The organism is Legionella sp. PATHC032 (assembly GCF_026191185.1).
Classification (GTDB): domain Bacteria; phylum Pseudomonadota; class Gammaproteobacteria; order Legionellales; family Legionellaceae; genus Legionella.
In genome coordinates this window covers 1,626,015-1,645,765 of the sequence record NZ_JAPHOV010000001.1, presented here as the reverse complement: position 1 = coordinate 1,645,765, position 19,751 = coordinate 1,626,015, and the positions used below count along the sequence as shown (strand labels likewise).

Here is a 19,751-nt window from a genome sequence, read left to right as displayed (position 1 = left end):
ATTTCCAAAACATCAAGAATACTGCTAATCTTTGAGTCTGTTGATTTTAGTATAGATTCTTATGCAGAGGCCCTAACAAGGAGGACTAATGAAACACCAGTCGAATTTAAGTGGTCGTAACGTTTATGTCGTCGATGGAAGTCGAACGCCGTTTCTTAAAGCAAAAGGAGTAGGTCCATTTTCTGGTTCAGATTTGGCAGTGGCGGCAGGATCAACTCTGTTAAATCGCCAACCATTTTCTCCGGACGAACTTGATGAGGTGATTATTGGTAGCGCTATGCCTGGACCAGATGAGGCCAATATAGCCCGAGTGGTTGCTCTTCGTTTGGGTTGTGGTGATAAGGTACCCGCATTTACCGTAATGCGAAATTGTGCTTCAGGCATGCAAGCATTGGATAATGCCGCAATTCAAATTGCTACAGGGCGTAGCAATTTGGTTCTCGCTGGTGGAACAGATGCTATGAGTCATGCACCTTTGTTATTTAATGAAAAAATGGCTTCCTGGTTAGCCAACTGGTTCGCAGCTAAAAGTATGGGGCAAAAGCTGGCTTTAATCACACAGTTTAAACCTTCATATCTTGCACCAGTCATTGCTTTGCTCAGAGGTCTAACTGACCCGATAGTTGGATTAAATATGGGGCAAACAGCTGAGAAAGTAGCTTATCGATTTAATATCACAAGAGAGCAAATGGATGAGTTCGCCACTCAAAGCCATTTACGAATAGCTAAAGCTTATGCTGAAAATAGAATGTCAGAAGTAGCCCCAATCATAGATTATAAAGGAGGTGTATATCCTCAAGATGATGGGATTAGGGCAGATTCTACTGTTGACAAGTTGTCAAAGCTAAAACCATTTTTTGACAAAAAATATGGAATGGTCACACCAGGTAACAGCTCACAAATAACTGATGGAGCCTGTTTATTGCTATTAGCTAGCGCTGAAGCGGTAAAAAAATATGCTTTGCCAGTATTGGGCCGAATAGTCGATTCACAATGGGCTGCACTGGATCCTTCTCAAATGGGTTTAGGCCCTGTTCATGCGGCAACCCCTATATTAGAAAGACATAATTTAAAGCCACAGGATTTGGATTGTTGGGAAATCAATGAAGCTTTTGCAGCTCAAGTTTTAGGGTGTTTAGCTGCATGGGATGATGAAGAATATTGCAAAACACAGCTTGGTCTTAAGGGGGCAATTGGCGCACCCTCACTGGAGCGACTCAATCGAGATGGTGGAGCAATTGCTTTAGGTCATCCTATTGGTGCCAGTGGGGCTCGTATTGTCTTGCATGTTCTTAAATCTTTAGAGCAAAGAAATGAGTCACGAGGTATGGCAGCAATTTGTATCGGAGGTGGTCAGGGAGGAGCTATGTATCTTGAACGAGTAACCGAGGTGAAAGGACATGAATAATTATAAACATTGGGATTTGCAGCGAGATAAAGATGCCATTCTTTGGCTTGGATTAAACAGAAGGGATGCTGCGGTTAATAGCATTAACGAAGAAGTATTGGATGAACTAAACAGCTTGTTACATGAAATATCACATGATAAAAAAGCGATGGGATTAATTATTTATTCACTCAAGGAAAAAGGGTTTATTGCTGGTGCTGATGTTAATGCTTTTTCACAATTTGAGAGCTCTTCGCAAGCAGTTGATTTTTTACAAAAGGGACAAACTGTATTTGCTCGTTTGCAAGCCTTATCAATTCCAAGTGTTGCGATGATCGATGGTTTTTGCATGGGAGGTGGTTATGAGTTAGCTTTAGCCTGTACCTATCGAATTGCAACAGATGACAAAGACACCCGTATTGGTTTGCCTGAAGTGATGTTGGGCATTCATCCAGGATGGGGTGGTACCGTGCGTTTGCCACAGCTAATTGGTGGTTTCAAAGCACTATCACAAGTCATATTGACTGGCAGTGCAATACCTTCAGTAAAAGCTAAAAGTCTAGGCATGATTGATGAGGTAGTTCCTGTTCGTCAGCTAAGAAGAGCGGCTGTTTATTTTATAAAACATAAACCACCACGACACAGACCATCTTTTATTGAAAATTTAACTAATAGTTCCCTGCTTAGAAAACCTATCGCTTACCTATTGCGTTATAATGTAGCCAAGCGAGTTCGAAAAGAACATTATCCTGCACCATATGCTGTGATTGATCTGTGGGAAAAAGAGGGAGGAGTAGGTGAGAGAGCTTATCTTAAAGAAGCTGATTCCATAGAAAAACTTGTATCCCAAAGCGATACTGCCAAGAATCTTATCAGAGCTTTTTTATTGCGTGAGCGATTAAAAGGGTTTGCCAAAGACAGTCTCTTCAAAGCTGCTCATGTTCATGTGATTGGAGCAGGGGTTATGGGAGGGGATATCGCTGCCTGGTGTGCTTTGCGAGGTCTTCAGGTCACATTACAGGATAAATCTTATGAACAAATTGCCCCTGCGATAGGCAGAGCGCATAAGCTTTATAGTAAAAAACTGCGTAAGCCGCGATTGATTCAGGCCGCAATGGATAGATTAATCGCGGATCCTGAAGGGCATGGTGTAAAACGAGCAGATGTCATTATTGAAGCAGTTTTTGAGAATTTGGCTGTTAAACAGGAAATAATAAAAACTGTGGAAAAAAATGCTAAAAAAGATGCGATTATTGCAACAAACACCTCTAGTATCCCGCTTGATGAAATTAGTAGTGTAATGAGTAAACCAGAACGTTTAGTAGGCATTCATTTCTTTAATCCTGTAGCTAAAATGGATTTGGTAGAAATAGTGAGCAGCTCATCTACTGCAAAAAAAATTCAACAGAATTCTTGTGCGTTTGTCAATCAAATTGGCAAATTACCCTTGCCCGTCAAATCAAGTCCTGGTTTTTTAATAAACAGGGTACTCATGCCTTATCTGATGGAATGTGTACAGTTATTGGATGAAGGATATAGTGCAGAGACAATAGATGAAGCTGCATTGCAGTTTGGTATGTTTATGGGACCTGTAGAACTTGCTGATACTGTAGGAATGGATGTTTGTCTTGCTGTGGCTGAAAATCTGACCAGTCATTTTGGTGGTACCATACCACAAAAATTACGTGATTTAGTAAAAGAAGGTAAACTGGGCCGTAAAACCGGAGAAGGTTTTTATAAATATAAAAATGGTAAAGCAATTAAGAAAAAAGCCCCAGCACATGTTGATAAGACCATTGCGGATAGATTAATTTTACGTATGGTGAATGAATCTGCAGCTTGTATACGTGAGAAAGTTGTTGAAGATTCTGACTTGTTAGATGCTGGAATGATCTTTGCTACAGGTTTTGCTCCATTCCGAGGAGGACCTATGAATTATGCAAAGGATTTTGGTAAAGATAAGCTGGAAACTTTATTTAAAACATTTGAATCCAAATACGGCGAACGTTTTAAGGTAGATACCAGCTTATAATTTCTCTGTAAGGTAGAACCATAATGGTTTTGCCTTGCTTTTTAGAGAGACAAGCATCTTATGGAGCAAAAATCAAAATCTATAATAAGGGTTTGGTATTTAATTCTTTTACTTAGTCAATATTCTTTTGCTAATGTTTATGTATTGCCTGAATCTGGAAATACTGTCGGTGAAATTCAGGTAGCATTTTCAGAGTTTGGAGAAACTATAGATGAAGTCGGTCGGCGTTTTAATATCGGCTATTATGAAATGGTACGCGCTAATCCAGGTGTCAATGCCAGATCTCCACTAACTGCTAACACAAAGTTAATTATTCCATCTCGTTTTGTTCTACCCAACATACCTAGAAAAGGTATAGTGATTAATTTAGCAGAGTATCGATTATATTATTTTCCTCCAGATGACAATGTGGTCATTACTTATCCTGTTGGGATTGGTAAAAAAGGGTGGGAAACTCCTTTGGGATTAAGCAAAATCACCTCCAAAGAAATTAATCCTACCTGGCGGCCTACACTAAAATTACAAAAGGCAGCTGAAAGCATTGGTGCTCCTATTCCCAGCGAGTTTCCCCCTGGCCCTCATAATCCTTTAGGACAACATGTATTACGTTTAGGGTGGCCAGCTATCTTAATTCATGGTTCTAATCGAGTTGATGGGGTTGGGGCTAAAGTAAGCGCAGGATGTATTCGTATGCTTCCTGAGGATATTGAGCAACTCTATAGTTTAGTATCTGTAGGGACGCCTGTAAGAATTATAAATGATGCTCTACAAAGACCAGCTGATCTTAATCAATAATCCTTTTCATATAGGGAGTTTCAATTTACAAGCTATAAACCCAATTATCTAGATTTAACTTTAACTAAAGTTAACAGATAATAAGATAATCCAACAAGAATGATGGCTGCCAAAATGTCAATTGGATAATGCCATCCCAATAGTACACATGAAAGAATTAATAGAACATTAATGATTGACAATAATAGGCAGGGTATAAACCAATCTTTGATTAAGTAAACACATAAAATTGCCCAAATTGTATGAAATGAGGGTAGAGCTATTAAACCACCTTCAATGGTTGTGGGTTGTATATGATTATGAATTTGATGAAATTTAAGTCCCGTGGCAATTTGTTCAGGAACAAATAAACTGCTCTGTAATTCACTTGCAGGGGCGGTTGTTGGGAAAAAATAGTAATAAGAAAATCCCAATAATGTTGTGGAGAGTAATAAGAAATAATAATCTTTAAGGATATATAATCGCCCTGATGCAATTACGCATAGGGGCAAGATACTCATCTGATATGGTAGGGTATCATAGATAATCGCCAATAAGTATTTAAAATATTGATACTTATTCGTCCACTCCAGAATAGATATCATACTAATGCCCAGTTGAGCTTCCAGATTAATAATTTGTTTGTCTATAGGAGGATAAGGAGTTAATTGAACAGCATTTGTCGCTAAAGCGATGATTGACATTACAATAAAAAAATTAATCAATTCTAATCCAGAGCGAGTCACTCTATTCTGTTTACCAAAAACTAAAATCAACCCAATATAATTTAACAAGATAATGCAAGCCATGACTGGGGTATTGGGTGGAAAGTAATTATTTCCAGGAAATTTATAGATAAAATGATTGATAACTAAAGCTACTATTGATAGAGATACTGTAATCCCTGCCAATAAAATAAAGTATCTGAAAGGTATAACTTGCATTTATTTGTTGTTAGTCAGCTGTACTAAGAGTTTCTTTTTGTTTAATTGCATGGAAAACCTCTTCTCTGTGAATATTGATCGACCGCGGTGCTTCCACTCCAAATTTTATATTTCCATTTTCCTGGGTTTTAAAAGCCAAAATTTTAACAACAGCATTCGAGATACGAATGATAAGTGGTTCTTCAAATTGAAGATTTATTATATCCATTTAAAAAAAACCTCTTTTTTCATAAATTATTCCTAAGGCCAATCGATGACGAGAGTCATGCATTGCTGAACGGTACCTTACTTTGGTGACGGTTGTCACTATAAATTGCTGTAAAAATTATAAAAAAAGTTATTTAGAGCAACAATCTGAGTTTATTGCCTATAAAATGGGCAAAACCCAGGGGTGCAGTTCAATAAATATCTAAGTTTTAAACCACAATGAGATTGTAAGGACTAAATAAAAAAGCTATAATTGGCAGCTTTTTAAAACCCTTGCCTTACCAGTACTCAATGCTGGAAGGCTTTATCCATAAGGAGAATTCATGAGACATTATGAAATTATGTTTCTAGTACACCCAGATCAAAGCGAGCAAGTACCTGGTATGGTTGAGCGCTATGAAGGAATTATTACCAAGCATAATGGCAAAATACATCGTAAAGAAGATTTAGGTAGACGCCAGTTGGCATATTCCATTAACAAGGTTCATAAAGCACATTATATTTTAATGAACGTAGAATGTAATCTAGATGCACTCAATGAAATCAAGAATGCCTTCAAGTTTAATGATGCCATTTTAAGACATTTAATCACTGTTCAAAAACAAGCGATTACTACAGAATCTGTCTTAATGAAGAAAGAAAAAGAAACTAAAGTCGCTTAAGAGGAGAACATCTATGTCAGCTTATTTTCGTAGAAAAAAAATGTGCCGCTTTAGTGCTGAAGGTGGTAATGAAATAGATTATAAAGACATCAACCTATTAAAAAATTACATTACTGAAACTGGTAAAATTGTACCAAGCCGTATTACTGGTACGCAAACTCGTTTCCAAAGACAATTAGCCAAGGCAATCAAACATGCCAGATTTATTGGTTTATTGCCTTATTGCGACAGCCATAGATAAAATGAATATCGCGGGTAATTTTATACTTAAACAATGTAGAGCAGCTCTTGAAAGTAAACAATATGCTATTGTTTGCGCTGTTGTTCTTTCAATAGTCCCATTTGCCTCTTGGCTATCGGTGGCTTTAATGAGTTTAATTACTTTGAGGAAAGGTGAAAAACCTGGATTTGAAGTCATGTTACCTGCGATGATTGTTCATTCTGTGCCTTTAATGATGTTTCTACCTCTGGAAGGGGCATTAATTAATACACTGGTTGCTTATTTGCCTTGCTATATCGCTGCTTTGACTTTACGCAAAACAGCCAGTTGGTCAAGTGTATTTGGAGCTTTTCTAATTCAAGCATTCCTTGTATTTCTGTCGATTGAAATATTGATCCCTGAGTTTGTAAGTGGCCAATTTAATCATTTTAAAGTGCTGTTGTCTCAATTTCAGGATTACAAACAGTTGGTAGAAAGTAGTGCAGATGGATTGAATAACTTAAATTTGGCTCAGTTATTTTTCGGTATCCAGATATTAAGTGTGATTGCTTCAGCCTTAATCTCGCTAATGTTTGCCCGAACTATACAAGCTAAACTCTTCATGCCCGGTGGTTTTAAACAGGAAATATTGGAATTTCGTAGTGGCAGATTCTCATTTTTGATGCTAATTATTGTGTCAATTGCCTCTTATTTTGAGGTACCAGTGGCTATTAGCACTTTACCATTACTTCTTGCTTATTTCTTTTTATCGGGTTTTTCTTTGGCCTATTATATTTTAGCCAGAAAGTGGCAAGTTAGAGTGGTGATTTTGTTATTTCTATTGATTTTACTAAAACCATTCTTTGTCTTATTTGCCTATATTGTATTTGGCTCGCTAGATAGTTTATTTAATTTTCGATTATATCTCCCTGCAAGGGTGAGAGAATCAACGTAAGGGGTTATTAAGATGGAAGTAATCTTATTAGAAAAAGTACGTAATCTGGGAAATCTAGGTGATAAAGTACACGTTAAATCAGGCTATGGACGTAATTATTTAATACCACAAAATAAAGCCGTCTTTGCAACAGAACAAAATATTGAATTATTTGAAAAACGTCGTGCTGAATTAGAGAAAAAAGCTCAACAAGCTTTAGCTAATGCAGAGCAACGTGCTGCTAAATTGAATGATACAACGATTGTTATTAGTGCTATGGCTAGTGACGAAGGTAAATTGTATGGTTCTGTTGGCGTTAATGAAATTAAAGACGCATTGATAGAAAAACAAATTGAAATTAGCAAGCGTGAAATTGTTATGCCTGAAGGCCCTCTACACTCTATAGGTAACTATGTTGTTGAAGTGCATGTACATAGCGATGTAGTAGCTAACCTTCAAGTTGAAATTATCCCTGCTAAATAATTTGTTTGATGTCGACCCAAGAATATTCAAGTCAATAATGCTTACATATGTTCTTACTTCAAGTTGTGCGTCATATCGCACAACTTATCATTAATTATTCAATATGCATTAAGATATTGTAATTTCGTGAAGATTTGCTCAATTAAATGTGACAAAATAGCATTTTCTGATTATAATGCGAGCACACTAATCATCAAGGAATCATGTCATGTCTCATTCCAAAAGAGAACAAAATGCTATTGCCAAGAATTTAAGTGAATTTAGGCAAGTTGCAACACTTTTAAATAACGAGGGTCTTATTGTTACTGAAAGTAACTATAAAAAAGTTCAGGCTTTATTAAACAGATATCAAGAATTAGCATCCTTCCTTGATCAAAACCAAAATACCTTAAATGGAAAACAGACAGGTGAGTTAAACCAAATTAGACTAATTATTTCTCGAGAAGAGAGAAGAGAAATCAGAAAAAGTGTTACAAGTATCGAAAATGGAATAAAAAATAGAGAAAGGAGAATAAAAGAAGAATATACGAGAATAGAAAATCAACAGGTTAAGGCAAGAGAAGCTGTTAAAGTTTTATGGCCACAACTACAAGAGGTAGCTAAAAAATTTATAAATTCTGGAATAGCAAGCATGGATGAGCTATTAAAAAAATATAAAGAGTTAAGAAGCGATTTAAGTATCCAGGTAAGCAATCTTCCTGCTCAGGAACGAAAGCAAAAAAATCAAGAGATGGCTGAGTTATCTCGACTTGTTAATATACATGAAAGCAAATTATACGAAGAAATTAATCGAGCCAGGAAGGTCATTGAAGCCGCAGTGAATCAAGCTCATAAGAATGTAAACAGCATGTCATTGCTGCAAATGGTTCGACTCATGCTGCCCAAATTGAAAGACGCAGATATATTAAAAATTGCTCAAAAAGCTGGAATACTTTCCTTACAGGAAGCAACAGTCTCTGAACATGGGGTAAATTTAGATAAAATTGTCGTAAGAGAACAACCATTAGAAAAACAGTCTGCTCTAATTTCTACAATGTTCAAAGAATTAGCTCTCAATCGCGCTCAGGCTGGTCCGCTGGCGAAATACCTGCAGGCTGTTCAAGAAAATGCGAAAGATTTAATAAGTGGCAAAAAAACTCACTTTGCTCTGCTTTATGAAACAAAAGAGGGTGAAGTTGGAGGGTTTTATTTTAATATTCATGAATTGTTACAGAATCAGCAACAAGCAATTTCCAAACTTATACATGAAATGTACAAACGAGGTGTAGACCAAAACAGTCGGGTTGTAATGGCTTTTGCTAGTCCAGAACAAGCAGCCTCATTGATGTTAGCTAATGGTGAAAATATGAAAACATTAGCTAAAGGCGGCAATTTACAGGAGTTAACTGAGCTACTATTAGAAAATGCGGGTGACTCAAGAGCGTTGGCTCGCATAGTGGGACATGATGTTGTAATTGACGAGAAAACTTCAGAAATAATTAGAGAACTCAATCGTTCAAAAGAGCAAAATGGTATAGAACCAGCTGAAGTAATGAAGTTATTTCAAATAATTGCAGTAATATTTGAAACTCGAAATATTTTAATTAATTGGATAAATGCTCCAGTTCATTTGAAGGAACAAACTGAGGAAGCTTTATTGGGCGCAGGTAAAACTCCTGCCATCGTTGAGGACAAAGGGACCCAACCTAAGCGTGTAAGATTTCTTCCTGATTTGGTGAAGGAACCAACAGTTACCTTGTCAGATACTGAGCAACCAGTTATCAAAAGAAAAGATGATGAGATGCTAGATAAGAAAATCCAGGTTACCTTGGAAACGGTTGATCAAGCGTTAGAAGAGTTGAAAGGTAAAATAGGGGATATCAATCAGCATAAATATGACAAAGCTTATGAAGCAGCGAAAATTCTTTTAAGACAACTTAAAGAAGCGCGCGATCAATATGTCTTTGATTTAACAAATCCTCAAATTAATTTCAACGAGGCGGGGCTTAAATTTAAAGAAGCTTGCAAGTTAGTGATTCAAGATGCTAAGCCCATCCTAGAAAAGGATTTAGGCTGGGGAGAATATCTCAAGAATTTGTTAAAAATGATAGTTAATACTATTGCTTTTTGTGTAACTTTTGGCGTAAGTCAAGGCTTTTTTGCTACGACACGTGCGAAATCTGCCTTGGCAGTGGATGAAGCAGAGAGTGCTTTGGAACTCAATGAAATTAATGCATCACTGAAGGTTAACTAGTCTGCTTTGTGAGCAACATACGATTTTTGTTATACATATTTAATGAATAATGGAAATCGATGTTGCTTTTTTGTATTAAAAACAGTTACAGCCTATATTTTCCACTTGATGTTGCATCCAATACTCGGCTTTTGTTCAAAATCTAAAGGTCTATTATTTAATAAGTAATCCAAAGCCTGGCGAATTGAGCTGCCAGTTACAGGAATACCATTCCCAGGTCTTGAATCATCTAATTGCCCTCGATAAACTAAGGACAAATCAGAGTCAAAAACAAAGAAATCCGGTGTACACGCTGCATTATATGCTTTAGCTACTTCTTGGGTTTCATCAAAAAGATATGGAAACGGATATTGATGTGTTTCAGCAGTTATCATCATATTTTCAGGTGAGTCATCAGGATAACTTGCTACATCATTGGAATTAATTGCCAAAAAACGAATTCCTTTTGGAATATAGTCATTAGCAAGTTGTGTTAATTCGGTATTAATATGTTTCACAAAAGGACAATGGTTACATATAAACATAATCACAGTAGCCACATAACGCGGGGTTTCTCTAAATTTAACTTTACTTCCACTAACCACATCCATTAATTCAAAATGAGGTGCTACTGTGCCTAATGGAAGCATGTTTGATAGAGTTCTAGCCATTTTATTAAATCCCTCAAAAAAATCTTAAAATATCAATTGATAAAGAGCATATGACGCAAATATTGTATTAAGAATACCCCATATGTAACAGATGTATTGACCTCTATAAGCACAATAGTAAGAATATACAGCCACACCTGAACTTCCAGAAAAAAATATCATTTGATTATTATAGGCAAGCCCCATCGAAAGCAGCGCTATTCCTATAATACCAGTTAATAAAAAAATACTATTTTCCTTACCAAACATTAAATAAAAAACCAGTAGCTGTAAACACAACAAAGAAGGTAAAGCTGAACCAATATATTTCCCCATACCAAGGAGCAGGGAGGTATGGCCTGCTCCCAAAATTAATTCCAGAGCAATAAAATAAATCAATTTATAGTGAATTGCTGTAACCATAAGAGCAAGTGAGCCAGTCATGTAATAGACTTGGGGAGTATTCTGGCTCCGCCCATAAATAAGTATCAAAGCGCCAACAATACCTAGTACCAGGTATATCGTGTCATGCTCTGTTTTATTCACTGATCACCATTTTAGGTAAATTCCTTTAGCAACAGATTCCTGAATGACTTCATTTTGTGACTTATTAGTAGAAATCCAATAGTTTCCCATATTACTGAGTGCGAATTTAACACGAGGATATTGGCAAACCTCGAGAACTTCGCGACAATCAACTAAAGAAGTATTGTCGTCAACATGCTTATAACACTTGAAGTTTAAATTTTTTACATCCGAGGCAAATGCCGCCCAATTCATTGGATCTAGCGATGCTTGCAAGGGAGGAATCATAAACGCATCGGAGTTATCAAAACGCTCCAGCTCAATTTTCGAATCTGAACGGTTTTGAATGAGATAATAGGTTTGATTACCCGTTTCATTTAAAATTAAATAATTTTCACTATAACCAAAACCAGTGACTTCACAGCCACGGGGAAAAATCGATGCAGCCTGGACTGAATTGGTCACAAAAGCTGTGATTAACATCGTTTTAGTAAAATAATTAATTAATGACATAATTTCCTCAAAAAACAAAATTAAGATGCTATTTTAATCATTAAATAGACAAAGTCTATCATGTAATAAAAAAATCAAACGCATAGAAGATATTAATTCGTCTTTATTATATCTTTGCTATTAGGTATTCATAAGTTATTGGCATAATTTAATTTCATATGGAGGCGCGGTTCGCATTAACCCACTATTTTTCAGCAAGCAGATACTGTTTAAGGCAATAAGAAAAGAAAAAATTTCCTAAAAGAGCCAGATTAAACCGTGTAACCAGGGATGTAATATCTGCATGGAAAACATAAATTACATATAAACTCAATCTTTATTATTTGCCGCAATCTTAGCTTTGAACATCGGATAATAGGTTCTGTAGAAACTTAAAAATAAATACATGCCCACATAACCCAATGATAAGCTTACCCACAATTTATTTGTTTCAGGGTAATTAACTAGCAGGCAAAATGAACTGATTCCATAAAGAGCAGAGCAACAATGCATTAATATTTTCAAAGTCCTGGACTCAGTCAAGTAATCTAATCTTGATGGATAAACATATTTTACTGGAATAAAAATCAGTACACAAAAAAGAGACAAGAGAACGGTGTTCACAATCATAGAAGTGTTAAAAATATACATATAGAAGACAGTAATATTCCAGTAGCAGGGGAAACCTTTAAAAAAGTGATCAGGGGTTTTTGCGTCATCCTGGCAGAATTGATAGGCCGACGTAATTGTAATTGCAGCTATAATTGGTACGACATAATCTGCTGGAAGCATATCAGGTTTTACTAGCAAGAAAAAACATGGGGTAATGACATAGTTTAAATAGTCAACAATATTGTCTAATAACGCCCCATCAATTTTAGGCAATACGCTTTTTACATGAACCAATCGAGCAAGGCTACCATCTACTGCATCAATAAATACAGTAATTGCCATTAGCCATAAAGCAAATACATAATCATGCTGGTAAATTTTATATAGGCTAAAGACGCCAATACAGGCAGCGCTGGCAGTAAATATGTGGACAAACCAGGCGGCAAAATATTGATTAAGAGTAAAGGGAGGCTTTATTGGATTCATTACTTATCCTAGAGTTAATCAATGTCATTCTACTACTAATTAGACTTCAGTCTTTTTTATAAAAACAAAAAACAAATTATCTTTAAAAATATCCAGTGCAAAGATTAAATCTGGATTGCTTCGTTCATAAAGACGATATATTTTGGCTTTTACTAAAACAGTTAAAGCCCATTTAACTTAACAGGTTGATTTTTATTACTGTTCTTTAAGACAATGTCGTTTAAAATAAAAATAGTATCAATATTCAAAAGCAAAGTGCAAGTTAGGTTAATTATTTAAAATAAAAAAAGCCTTAATTTAGACTAAACTATAGGCAACGTTAATCATATCGAGTAATTAAATGAATATTCAAACTGTCAACCCCGCAACTGAAGAAGTTCTAAACAACTATACATGCCTGGATTTTGACTCAATAGACAAAAAAATAGCATGTGGGTATGAAGCCTATTTAAATTGGAAAAATTCTAAATTCGACATAAGGCGCTCTTTAATGCTAAATCTTGCTCAGATATTAAAAGATAAAAAGCAAAATTTAGCGCATTTAATGGCTTTAGAAATGGGTAAACCCATTACAGCAGGTCGTGCTGAAATTGAGAAGTGTGCTTGGGTCTGTGAACATTATGCTGAAAATGCAGAACAATATTTGATGCCAAGAACTGTTCAGACTGAAATGAAAACAGCAAAGGTTTGTTACAGGCCACTAGGAATTGTATTTGCCATAATGCCTTGGAATTTTCCATTTTGGCAGGTTTTTAGATTTTCAGCTCCAACTATCATGGCGGGTAATGGGGCTATTTTAAAACATGCTCCAATATCGAGTGGAACAGGAAATAAAATTGAAGAATTATTTAGAGATGCTGGGTTTCCTTCATCATTATTTCAACATTTAATTGTAGATAATGATGGGGCATCTCATATCATTGAAAATCAATTTGTCACCGCAGTTACTTTAACTGGGAGTGAACATGCTGGTCAAAGCGTTGCAGCGAATGCAGGTAAAAATTTGAAAAAATCGGTTCTGGAGTTAGGTGGTTCCGATCCCTATTTGATCCTGGAAGATGCGGATTTAGATCTTGCTGCTCAATGCATTGTGGCTTCACGATTAAATAATACCGGACAGGTTTGCATTGCGGCCAAGCGAGTTATAGCACTTCAATCGATTGAAAAAGAATTAATTTCTAAAATCAGAGAACTCATTAGCAAATACAAAATGGGAGATCCATTAGACCCCAATATTAATTTGGGACCCATGGCGAGAAAAGATTTACGAGAAAATTTGCATTCACAAGTAGAAAAATCTGTTAAACAAGGTGCTAAATTATTGCTTGGTGGTATAATTCCAGAAGGTAAAGGGTACTTCTACCCGCCAACATTATTAACTGATGTTAAACCTGGAATGACGGCTTTTGATGAGGAACTATTTGGACCTGTTATTGTTATTGTTACTGCTAAAAATGAGAGTGAGGCAATTTCACTCGCCAATATGAGTCAGTATGGTTTAGGTGCTGCTGTATTCACAAAAGATCTTAATAAGGGAGAGCACATTGCTACTTACGAAATTGAAGCAGGAACCTGTTTTGTTAATGCTTTTGTAGCCTCTGATCCAAGACTCCCTTTTGGGGGAATAAAGCGATCAGGATATGGTAGAGAGTTATCAAGAGAAGGTATATTAGAGTTTGTAAATACCAAAACAATTGCGATTAGTGATCCAAAACATGGTAAAAAATAGTAAATTCATTTTTATTTCAATAAAAAAACAGGAGATGAGTTGTTTTGAAAAGGATCATTTAATTGCAAACTATGTCATTTCATCCGGGAAAAATGGCGTGGGTGAAAAAATGAATAGTGGATGCACCCCGAGAGGTTGGCACAAAATCCATTCTATACTTGGACTTGATCTGCCAATTAATAGTGTTATGGTTGCCAGAGAATGGACTGGTGAGATTTATTCAGAATCATTGGCAACCCAATTTCCAGAAAGGGATTGGATATTAACCCGAATTTTACAATTGGATGGATTAGAGCCTGGTCGAAATAAGGGTGAAGATGTAGATACTTTACAGCGTTACATTTATATTCACGGCACACCAGATACAACTCAACTAGGTATACCTGGCTCACATGGATGCATTCGCCTGAATAATGATGCAATTATTAAGCTGGCAGCTTGGGCAACAAAGAATACTTTAGTATACATACAATGATTAATAACAATTAATGCTTCGGAGCATAAGTGAACCTGAAGGGGTAAATGAATGTCCTATAAATTTGAAGAAGGTAAAGACGTAATAGTAAATAGCGTTGTTGAAAAAATTAAACAAACAATGATTGGCGAACAAACAGAGTTTTGTGCAGAATTCGCCAAACAATTTTATGGGACCGTCGCTCTTGAAGATCTTCGAGAGTGGGAAATTGACGATCTTTATGGTGCAGCAGTCAATTTTTGGTCCTTAATTTGTGAGCGCGCTCCTAATGAGACAAAAATCAGAATTTACAATCCTGACTATGAACGTCATGGTTGGCAAACTACACATACTGTTGTAGAGGTTATCTGTGAAGACATGCCGTTTATTGTAGATACTCTGAGAATAGTAATTAACAGAATGGGATTAACATCACATCTAACTATTCATATGGGGGGAATTAAGGTTAAAAGAGATAGCCATAACAAGGTTACCGAAATTCTTCCAAGAAATGGTGGTTCTGTAGGAGATGATGTTTTACACGAAGCGCCAATTTTTATAGAAATTGATCGACAAACGGATCCCGCTACTTTATCAGAGTTGCACAAAAATTTTGAACGTGCTCTTGAGGACAATCGAGCGGTATTTGAAGATTGGGATAAAATGCGTACTAAAGTACGAGAAATTATTAAGGAGCTTGATACCGTACCAAAGACAATTGATATCAGTGAAATTGAAGAGACCAAGGCCTTTTTAAATTGGATGGAAGATCACCATTTTACTTTTTTAGGATTGCGAGATTATGATTTGGTTAAAAAAGGAAAAGAAACCATTTTACAACCTATTCCTGAAACAGGATTAGGCGTTTTACGTCAGAGTCTGAGCAAATCAAATGCAAGAAGCATTACAGCCATGGGACCAGAGGCACAGGGATTAATTTCATCACCCCGCATTCTTGTAATGTCCAAAACAAATACTTTAGCCTCAGTTCATAGAGATGCTTATACTGATTATATTGGCGTTAAGCGCTTCAATAAAAAAGGCGAAGTGATTGGTGAAAGGCGCATTATAGGACTGTATACTTCTGCAGCTTATCATACAAATCCCAAGCATATTCCATTTTTGCGACATAAAGTTGCATTAATTATGAAAAACTCTAACTTAAATCCTTATAGCCATGCAGGTAAAGTATTATTAAATATACTTGAAACGCTTCCAAGAGATGATTTAATTCAAGGCACTGAGGATGAGTTACTTGAAATAGCTATGGGTATTTTCTATATGCAAGATAGAAAACGTATCCGCCTGTTTGCCAGGGTCGATGTATATAAGCGATTTATTTCATGTTTGGTATATGTGCCCAAGGATAGGTTTAATACTGAATTAAGATATGCCATGCAAAAAATTTTGGCAGACAGTTTTAATGCTGAAGAGATTACTTTTTCTACTCAATTTTCCGAATCGGTATTGGCAAGAATTCATTTTATAGTAAGGGTCAATCCCAAGAATTTACCCGATTTTAATTTGAAAGAAATAGAGCAAAAATTGATTGAAGTGGGGCGATCGTGGATTGATGATTTGCAACATCATTTACATGAAGTCTATGGCGAAGAACAAGCGAATGCACTTTACTCTCGGTATAAAAATGCGTTTCCAATTTCTTATTCGGATACCTTTTCACCAAGAACGGCTGTCTATGATATTAAGCATATTGAAATGCTAAGTCCTGAAAATCCACTCGGTATTAATTTCTATAAGCCATTGGATGAATCTGAAAAAAGCTTTAGGCTAAAGGTTTATCAGCATGACACTACTATTCCCTTGTCTGATGTATTACCGATCCTGGAAAAACTCGGTTTAAGGGCAATTAGTGAGCGTCCTTATGTTTTAAAATTTGAAGATGGCAAAGTAGCATGGATTAATGATTTTGCTATGCAATACAACAAAGAAAGTGAATTTAAGATCGATGAAATAAAAGAGTTATTTCAAAATGCATTTGCCAGAGTATGGTTTGGTGATGCAGAAAATGACGGTTTTAACTTATTAGTTTTAGCCGCCGGATTAAATTGGAGGGAAGTTGCTGTTTTAAGAACCTATGCAAAATATTTCAGGCAAATAGGATTTACCTTTAGCCAGGATTATATGGAAACAGCACTAAATAATAATGTAAGCATTGCCAATAAATTAGTTAGGTTATTCGAAATTCGGTGCAACCCTCATGACTCCAAAAGGAGAGAGGATAGATACGTTGCACTTGTGGCTGAAATCTTATCTGATCTTGATAATGTAGCCAATCTTGATGAAGACAGAATTATAAGACAATACGTGCATGCAATTGGCGCTACTCTTCGTACCAATTTTTATCAAGTAGATGCTCAGGGTAACCCTAAGAATTATATTTCTATAAAATTGTCCAGTAAACTTATTCCTGGTGTTCCAAAGCCATACCCTATGTTTGAAATTTTTGTTTACTCGCCACGATTTGAAGGGGTGCATTTACGTTGTGGCAAAGTAGCTCGAGGAGGTTTACGTTGGTCAGACAGACGTGAAGATTTCCGGACTGAAATCCTTGGCTTGATGAAAGCACAACAGGTTAAGAACTCCGTGATTGTTCCTAGTGGGGCGAAGGGTGGTTTTGTACCCAAGCAGATACCTGTTAACGCTACTCGTGAAGAAATTATGGAAGAGGGAATCAGTTGTTACAAACTCTTTATAAGAGGTTTGCTGGATATAACAGACAATTACAAAGAAGGACTAATTGTAAAACCCCAAAACGTTGTTTTTTATGATGAAGATGATCCTTATCTTGTAGTTGCTGCAGACAAAGGTACTGCAACATTTTCAGACATTGCCAATTCAATTTCCCAGGAATATGGTTTTTGGCTTGGAGATGCTTTCGCCTCAGGAGGCTCTGTTGGTTATGATCATAAAAAAATGGGGATTACGGCTAAAGGGGCATGGGAGTCTGTTAAACGTCATTTCTATGAATTGAACAGAGATATCCAAAATAATGATTTCACTGTGGTTGGTATAGGAGATATGGCCGGGGATGTCTTTGGAAATGGAATGTTGTTGTCCAGGCATATTAAACTTGTAGGTGCTTTTAATCATATTCATATATTTGTAGATCCTAATCCTGACGCTGAAATTAGTTTTAAAGAGCGAGAGCGGTTATTCAATCTTCCCAGATCTAACTGGACAGACTATGATAAAAAACTCATTTCCAAAGGAGGAGGTGTTTTTTCTCGTAGTGCAAAATCAATCCCGGTTAGCCCGGAAATGCAGAAAGTATTTGGAATAAAACAAACTTCGATTGAACCTAATGATCTGATTAAAGCAATATTAAAAGCCGATGTGGATTTACTGTGGAGTGCTGGAATTGGAACCTATGTTAAATCAAGCACTGAAAGTAATATCAGCGTAGGTGATCGAACAAACGATGCAACGCGTGTTAATGCCAATCAATTGAGATGCAAAGTGATAGGTGAAGGTGGGAATTTGGGATTAACTCAGTTAGCACGAGTGGAGTATAGTTTACACGGTGGTAAAGTCTATACAGATTTCATAGATAATTCTGGAGGGGTTAATTGCTCAGATAAAGAAGTTAATATTAAGATTTTATTGAATAATGTTGTCGCAGCCGGAGATCTTACTCCAAAACAAAGAAATGAACTTTTAAGTAATATGACTGATGAAGTAGCTAAATTAGTGCTCAGAGATAATTTCCTACAAACCCGAGCTATTAGCTTAACTGCTTCTCAAGCCCTAAGAGCAATTGAATTGCATGGAAGGTATATTAACGAATTAGAAAAAACAGGAAAAATTGATAGAACTTTAGAGTTTTTACCTGATGAAAAAGTTCTAATGGAACATAAGCTAATGGGGAAAGGATTAACTCAACCTGGAATTGCTGTTTTAATGTGTTACAGCAAAACCATATTAAAAGAGCAAGTTCTTGCTTCTGAAGTCCCTGAAGAAGATTATATGAATCAAATACTTATTGGTTCATTTCCCAAACCTCTGCAAGAGCGTTTCAGTAAACAAATGCAAGATCATCCATTAAGAAGAGAGATAATTGCTACCCGCTTAAGCAACATTATTGTCAATGAAATGGGCTTTACCTACGTTTACAGATTACAAGATGAAACTGGAGCTTCTGTTTCGGCGATTGTCAGAGCTTATATGATTGCCAGAAGTGTCTTAAACCTGGAAGCGATATGGAAACAAATTGAGGAACTTGGTACTAGAATCAGTGCGCAAGCTCAAGTTGATATGATGATGTTGTATGTCAGACTATCCAGAAGGGTTACACGATGGTTTTTAAGAACACATAGAAGGGCGATGAGTATTACTCAAGCAATAGAGTTATATGCAAAAGGGGTTGATGAACTGAAAAAATCCATGCCTGCAGTTTTTGGTGAAACAGGTCGGATTCAATATGAGGAACATTATCAAGAACGGATAAAAGAAGGAATTCCGCCTCAACTTGCCCATGAGTTAACAGTGACTCGAGGATTGTTTGCCGCAACAGACATTATAGAAATTGCCTATGAGGAAAATATAAAAATCCCAAAAGTAGCTGAAATATATTTTAGTATTGGCGAGTTTCTTGATATAGCCTGGCTTAGAACGCAAATTATTGTTCACACAACTGAAAATCATTGGGAGTCTTTATCTCGAGAAGCATTACGTGATGATTTGGATTGGCAACAACGACAGTTAACAGCTGCCATAATGGGTTTTGAACCTAATAATAAGGATTTGCAAGAACGATTAACAAGATGGGGAGAGACACACGTTTCTTTAATTGATCGGTGGAACTATATTCTGACAGCATTGAAATCAAGTACGGCTTTGAACTATACCATGTTTTTAGTTGCTACCCGAGAGCTGCTGGATTTAACCCAAACGACATTACAATCCAATTTAAAAATGGAAGAATCTTTTTGATATATTACATGAAAGGAGT

The 19,751-nt window shown here is 36.3% G+C and carries 17 protein-coding genes; 11 read left to right on the top strand and 6 right to left on the bottom strand.

Annotated elements, in window-relative coordinates; genetic code table 11:
- Positions 1-88: 88 nt before the first annotated feature.
- Genes OQJ02_RS07500 through OQJ02_RS07490 form a run of 3 tightly spaced genes read left to right on the top strand, consistent with a single transcriptional unit; the run spans position 89 to position 4,214 of the window.
- A complete protein-coding gene (locus tag OQJ02_RS07500) occupies positions 89-1,408 on the top strand; it encodes an acetyl-CoA C-acetyltransferase (protein WP_265718591.1) in 1,320 nt (439 codons plus the stop codon).
- Complete coding sequence (locus OQJ02_RS07495; protein ID WP_265718590.1) at positions 1,401-3,419, top strand: 3-hydroxyacyl-CoA dehydrogenase NAD-binding domain-containing protein; 2,019 nt, start codon at positions 1,401-1,403, stop codon at positions 3,417-3,419. Before OQJ02_RS07500 ends, OQJ02_RS07495 begins: the two co-directional genes overlap by 8 nt.
- Positions 3,420-3,479: 60 nt before the next feature.
- Positions 3,480-4,214, top strand: a complete 735-nt coding sequence (locus OQJ02_RS07490; protein WP_265718589.1) for a L,D-transpeptidase family protein — start codon at positions 3,480-3,482, stop codon at positions 4,212-4,214.
- Between the two features lie 44 nt (positions 4,215-4,258).
- On the opposite strand, the gene OQJ02_RS07485 is transcribed toward OQJ02_RS07490, so the two are convergent.
- Both OQJ02_RS07485 and OQJ02_RS07480 read right to left on the bottom strand, forming a co-directional pair.
- Positions 4,259-5,137 carry a phosphatase PAP2 family protein gene (locus tag OQJ02_RS07485; RefSeq protein ID WP_265718588.1) on the bottom strand — a complete coding sequence of 293 codons (879 nt, stop codon included), beginning with the start codon at positions 5,135-5,137 and terminating at the stop codon, positions 4,259-4,261.
- A 10-nt stretch (positions 5,138-5,147) separates the two neighbouring features.
- Positions 5,148-5,345, bottom strand: a complete 198-nt coding sequence (locus OQJ02_RS07480; protein ID WP_265718587.1) for a carbon storage regulator — start codon at positions 5,343-5,345, stop codon at positions 5,148-5,150.
- A gap of 322 nt (positions 5,346-5,667) precedes the next feature.
- On the opposite strand from OQJ02_RS07480, the gene rpsF reads away from it, so the two are divergent.
- The 5 genes from rpsF to OQJ02_RS07455 all read left to right on the top strand — a co-directional run bounded on the left by rpsF (position 5,668) and on the right by OQJ02_RS07455 (position 9,855).
- Positions 5,668-6,006 (top strand): 30S ribosomal protein S6, encoded by a 339-nt coding sequence (gene rpsF, locus OQJ02_RS07475; RefSeq protein ID WP_010947321.1) that lies wholly within the window; start codon positions 5,668-5,670, stop codon positions 6,004-6,006.
- A gap of 13 nt (positions 6,007-6,019) precedes the next feature.
- Positions 6,020-6,247, top strand: coding sequence for a 30S ribosomal protein S18 (rpsR, locus tag OQJ02_RS07470; RefSeq protein ID WP_010947320.1), 228 nt, complete (start codon positions 6,020-6,022; stop codon positions 6,245-6,247).
- Entirely contained in the window at positions 6,201-7,160 is a 960-nt protein-coding gene (locus tag OQJ02_RS07465; protein WP_265718586.1) for a hypothetical protein, read from the top strand. The genes rpsR and OQJ02_RS07465 overlap by 47 nt, the downstream gene beginning before the upstream one ends.
- A gap of 12 nt (positions 7,161-7,172) precedes the next feature.
- Positions 7,173-7,622 (top strand): 50S ribosomal protein L9, encoded by a 450-nt coding sequence (rplI, locus tag OQJ02_RS07460; protein WP_010947318.1) that lies wholly within the window; start codon positions 7,173-7,175, stop codon positions 7,620-7,622.
- 208 nt (positions 7,623-7,830) lie between these two features.
- Positions 7,831-9,855 carry a Dot/Icm secretion system substrate gene (locus OQJ02_RS07455; RefSeq protein ID WP_265718585.1) on the top strand — a complete coding sequence of 675 codons (2,025 nt, stop codon included), beginning with the start codon at positions 7,831-7,833 and terminating at the stop codon, positions 9,853-9,855.
- 92 nt (positions 9,856-9,947) lie between these two features.
- On the opposite strand, the gene OQJ02_RS07450 is transcribed toward OQJ02_RS07455, so the two are convergent.
- From OQJ02_RS07450 to pcsA, 4 genes are all read right to left on the bottom strand, one after another.
- Positions 9,948-10,505, bottom strand: coding sequence for a thioredoxin family protein (locus OQJ02_RS07450; RefSeq protein ID WP_265718584.1), 558 nt, complete (start codon positions 10,503-10,505; stop codon positions 9,948-9,950).
- A 24-nt stretch (positions 10,506-10,529) separates the two neighbouring features.
- Positions 10,530-11,030 (bottom strand): hypothetical protein, encoded by a 501-nt coding sequence (locus tag OQJ02_RS07445; RefSeq protein ID WP_265718583.1) that lies wholly within the window; start codon positions 11,028-11,030, stop codon positions 10,530-10,532.
- Between the two features lie 3 nt (positions 11,031-11,033).
- Entirely contained in the window at positions 11,034-11,522 is a 489-nt protein-coding gene (locus OQJ02_RS07440; RefSeq protein ID WP_265718582.1) for an enhanced entry protein EnhB, read from the bottom strand.
- Positions 11,523-11,831: 309 nt separating this feature from the next.
- Positions 11,832-12,599, bottom strand: coding sequence for a phosphatidylcholine synthase (pcsA, locus tag OQJ02_RS07435; RefSeq protein WP_265718581.1), 768 nt, complete (start codon positions 12,597-12,599; stop codon positions 11,832-11,834).
- Positions 12,600-12,939: 340 nt separating this feature from the next.
- Here pcsA and OQJ02_RS07430 point away from each other — a divergent pair, with 340 nt between their 5' ends.
- From OQJ02_RS07430 to OQJ02_RS07420, 3 genes are read left to right on the top strand one after another with little or no spacing between them, the layout of a single operon-like run.
- Positions 12,940-14,328, top strand: coding sequence for an NAD-dependent succinate-semialdehyde dehydrogenase (locus tag OQJ02_RS07430; protein WP_265718580.1), 1,389 nt, complete (start codon positions 12,940-12,942; stop codon positions 14,326-14,328).
- Entirely contained in the window at positions 14,315-14,803 is a 489-nt protein-coding gene (locus OQJ02_RS07425) for a L,D-transpeptidase (RefSeq protein ID WP_265718579.1), read from the top strand. Before OQJ02_RS07430 ends, OQJ02_RS07425 begins: the two co-directional genes overlap by 14 nt.
- Before the next feature lie 51 nt (positions 14,804-14,854).
- Complete coding sequence (locus OQJ02_RS07420; RefSeq protein ID WP_265718578.1) at positions 14,855-19,732, top strand: NAD-glutamate dehydrogenase; 4,878 nt, start codon at positions 14,855-14,857, stop codon at positions 19,730-19,732.
- Positions 19,733-19,751: the final 19 nt, after the last annotated feature.

Excerpts from the sequence above, each read along its gene's own strand:
- OQJ02_RS07420 (WP_265718578.1), top strand. The coding sequence starts at position 14,855 with ATGTCCTATAAATTTGAAGAAGGTAAAGACGTAATAGTAAATAGCGTT.
- OQJ02_RS07430 (WP_265718580.1), top strand. The coding sequence starts at position 12,940 with ATGAATATTCAAACTGTCAACCCCGCAACTGAAGAAGTTCTAAACAAC.
- OQJ02_RS07485 (WP_265718588.1), bottom strand. The coding sequence starts at position 5,137 with ATGCAAGTTATACCTTTCAGATACTTTATTTTATTGGCAGGGATTACA.
- OQJ02_RS07495 (WP_265718590.1), top strand. The coding sequence starts at position 1,401 with ATGAATAATTATAAACATTGGGATTTGCAGCGAGATAAAGATGCCATT.
- OQJ02_RS07425 (WP_265718579.1), top strand. The coding sequence starts at position 14,315 with ATGGTAAAAAATAGTAAATTCATTTTTATTTCAATAAAAAAACAGGAG.
- OQJ02_RS07490 (WP_265718589.1), top strand. The coding sequence starts at position 3,480 with ATGGAGCAAAAATCAAAATCTATAATAAGGGTTTGGTATTTAATTCTT.
- OQJ02_RS07480 (WP_265718587.1), bottom strand. The coding sequence starts at position 5,345 with ATGGATATAATAAATCTTCAATTTGAAGAACCACTTATCATTCGTATC.
- OQJ02_RS07500 (WP_265718591.1), top strand. The coding sequence starts at position 89 with ATGAAACACCAGTCGAATTTAAGTGGTCGTAACGTTTATGTCGTCGAT.
- OQJ02_RS07465 (WP_265718586.1), top strand. The coding sequence starts at position 6,201 with ATGCCAGATTTATTGGTTTATTGCCTTATTGCGACAGCCATAGATAAA.
- OQJ02_RS07450 (WP_265718584.1), bottom strand. The coding sequence starts at position 10,505 with ATGGCTAGAACTCTATCAAACATGCTTCCATTAGGCACAGTAGCACCT.
- rplI (WP_010947318.1), top strand. The coding sequence starts at position 7,173 with ATGGAAGTAATCTTATTAGAAAAAGTACGTAATCTGGGAAATCTAGGT.
- rpsR (WP_010947320.1), top strand. The coding sequence starts at position 6,020 with ATGTCAGCTTATTTTCGTAGAAAAAAAATGTGCCGCTTTAGTGCTGAA.
- rpsF (WP_010947321.1), top strand. The coding sequence starts at position 5,668 with ATGAGACATTATGAAATTATGTTTCTAGTACACCCAGATCAAAGCGAG.
- pcsA (WP_265718581.1), bottom strand. The coding sequence starts at position 12,599 with ATGAATCCAATAAAGCCTCCCTTTACTCTTAATCAATATTTTGCCGCC.
- OQJ02_RS07455 (WP_265718585.1), top strand. The coding sequence starts at position 7,831 with ATGTCTCATTCCAAAAGAGAACAAAATGCTATTGCCAAGAATTTAAGT.
- OQJ02_RS07440 (WP_265718582.1), bottom strand. The coding sequence starts at position 11,522 with ATGTCATTAATTAATTATTTTACTAAAACGATGTTAATCACAGCTTTT.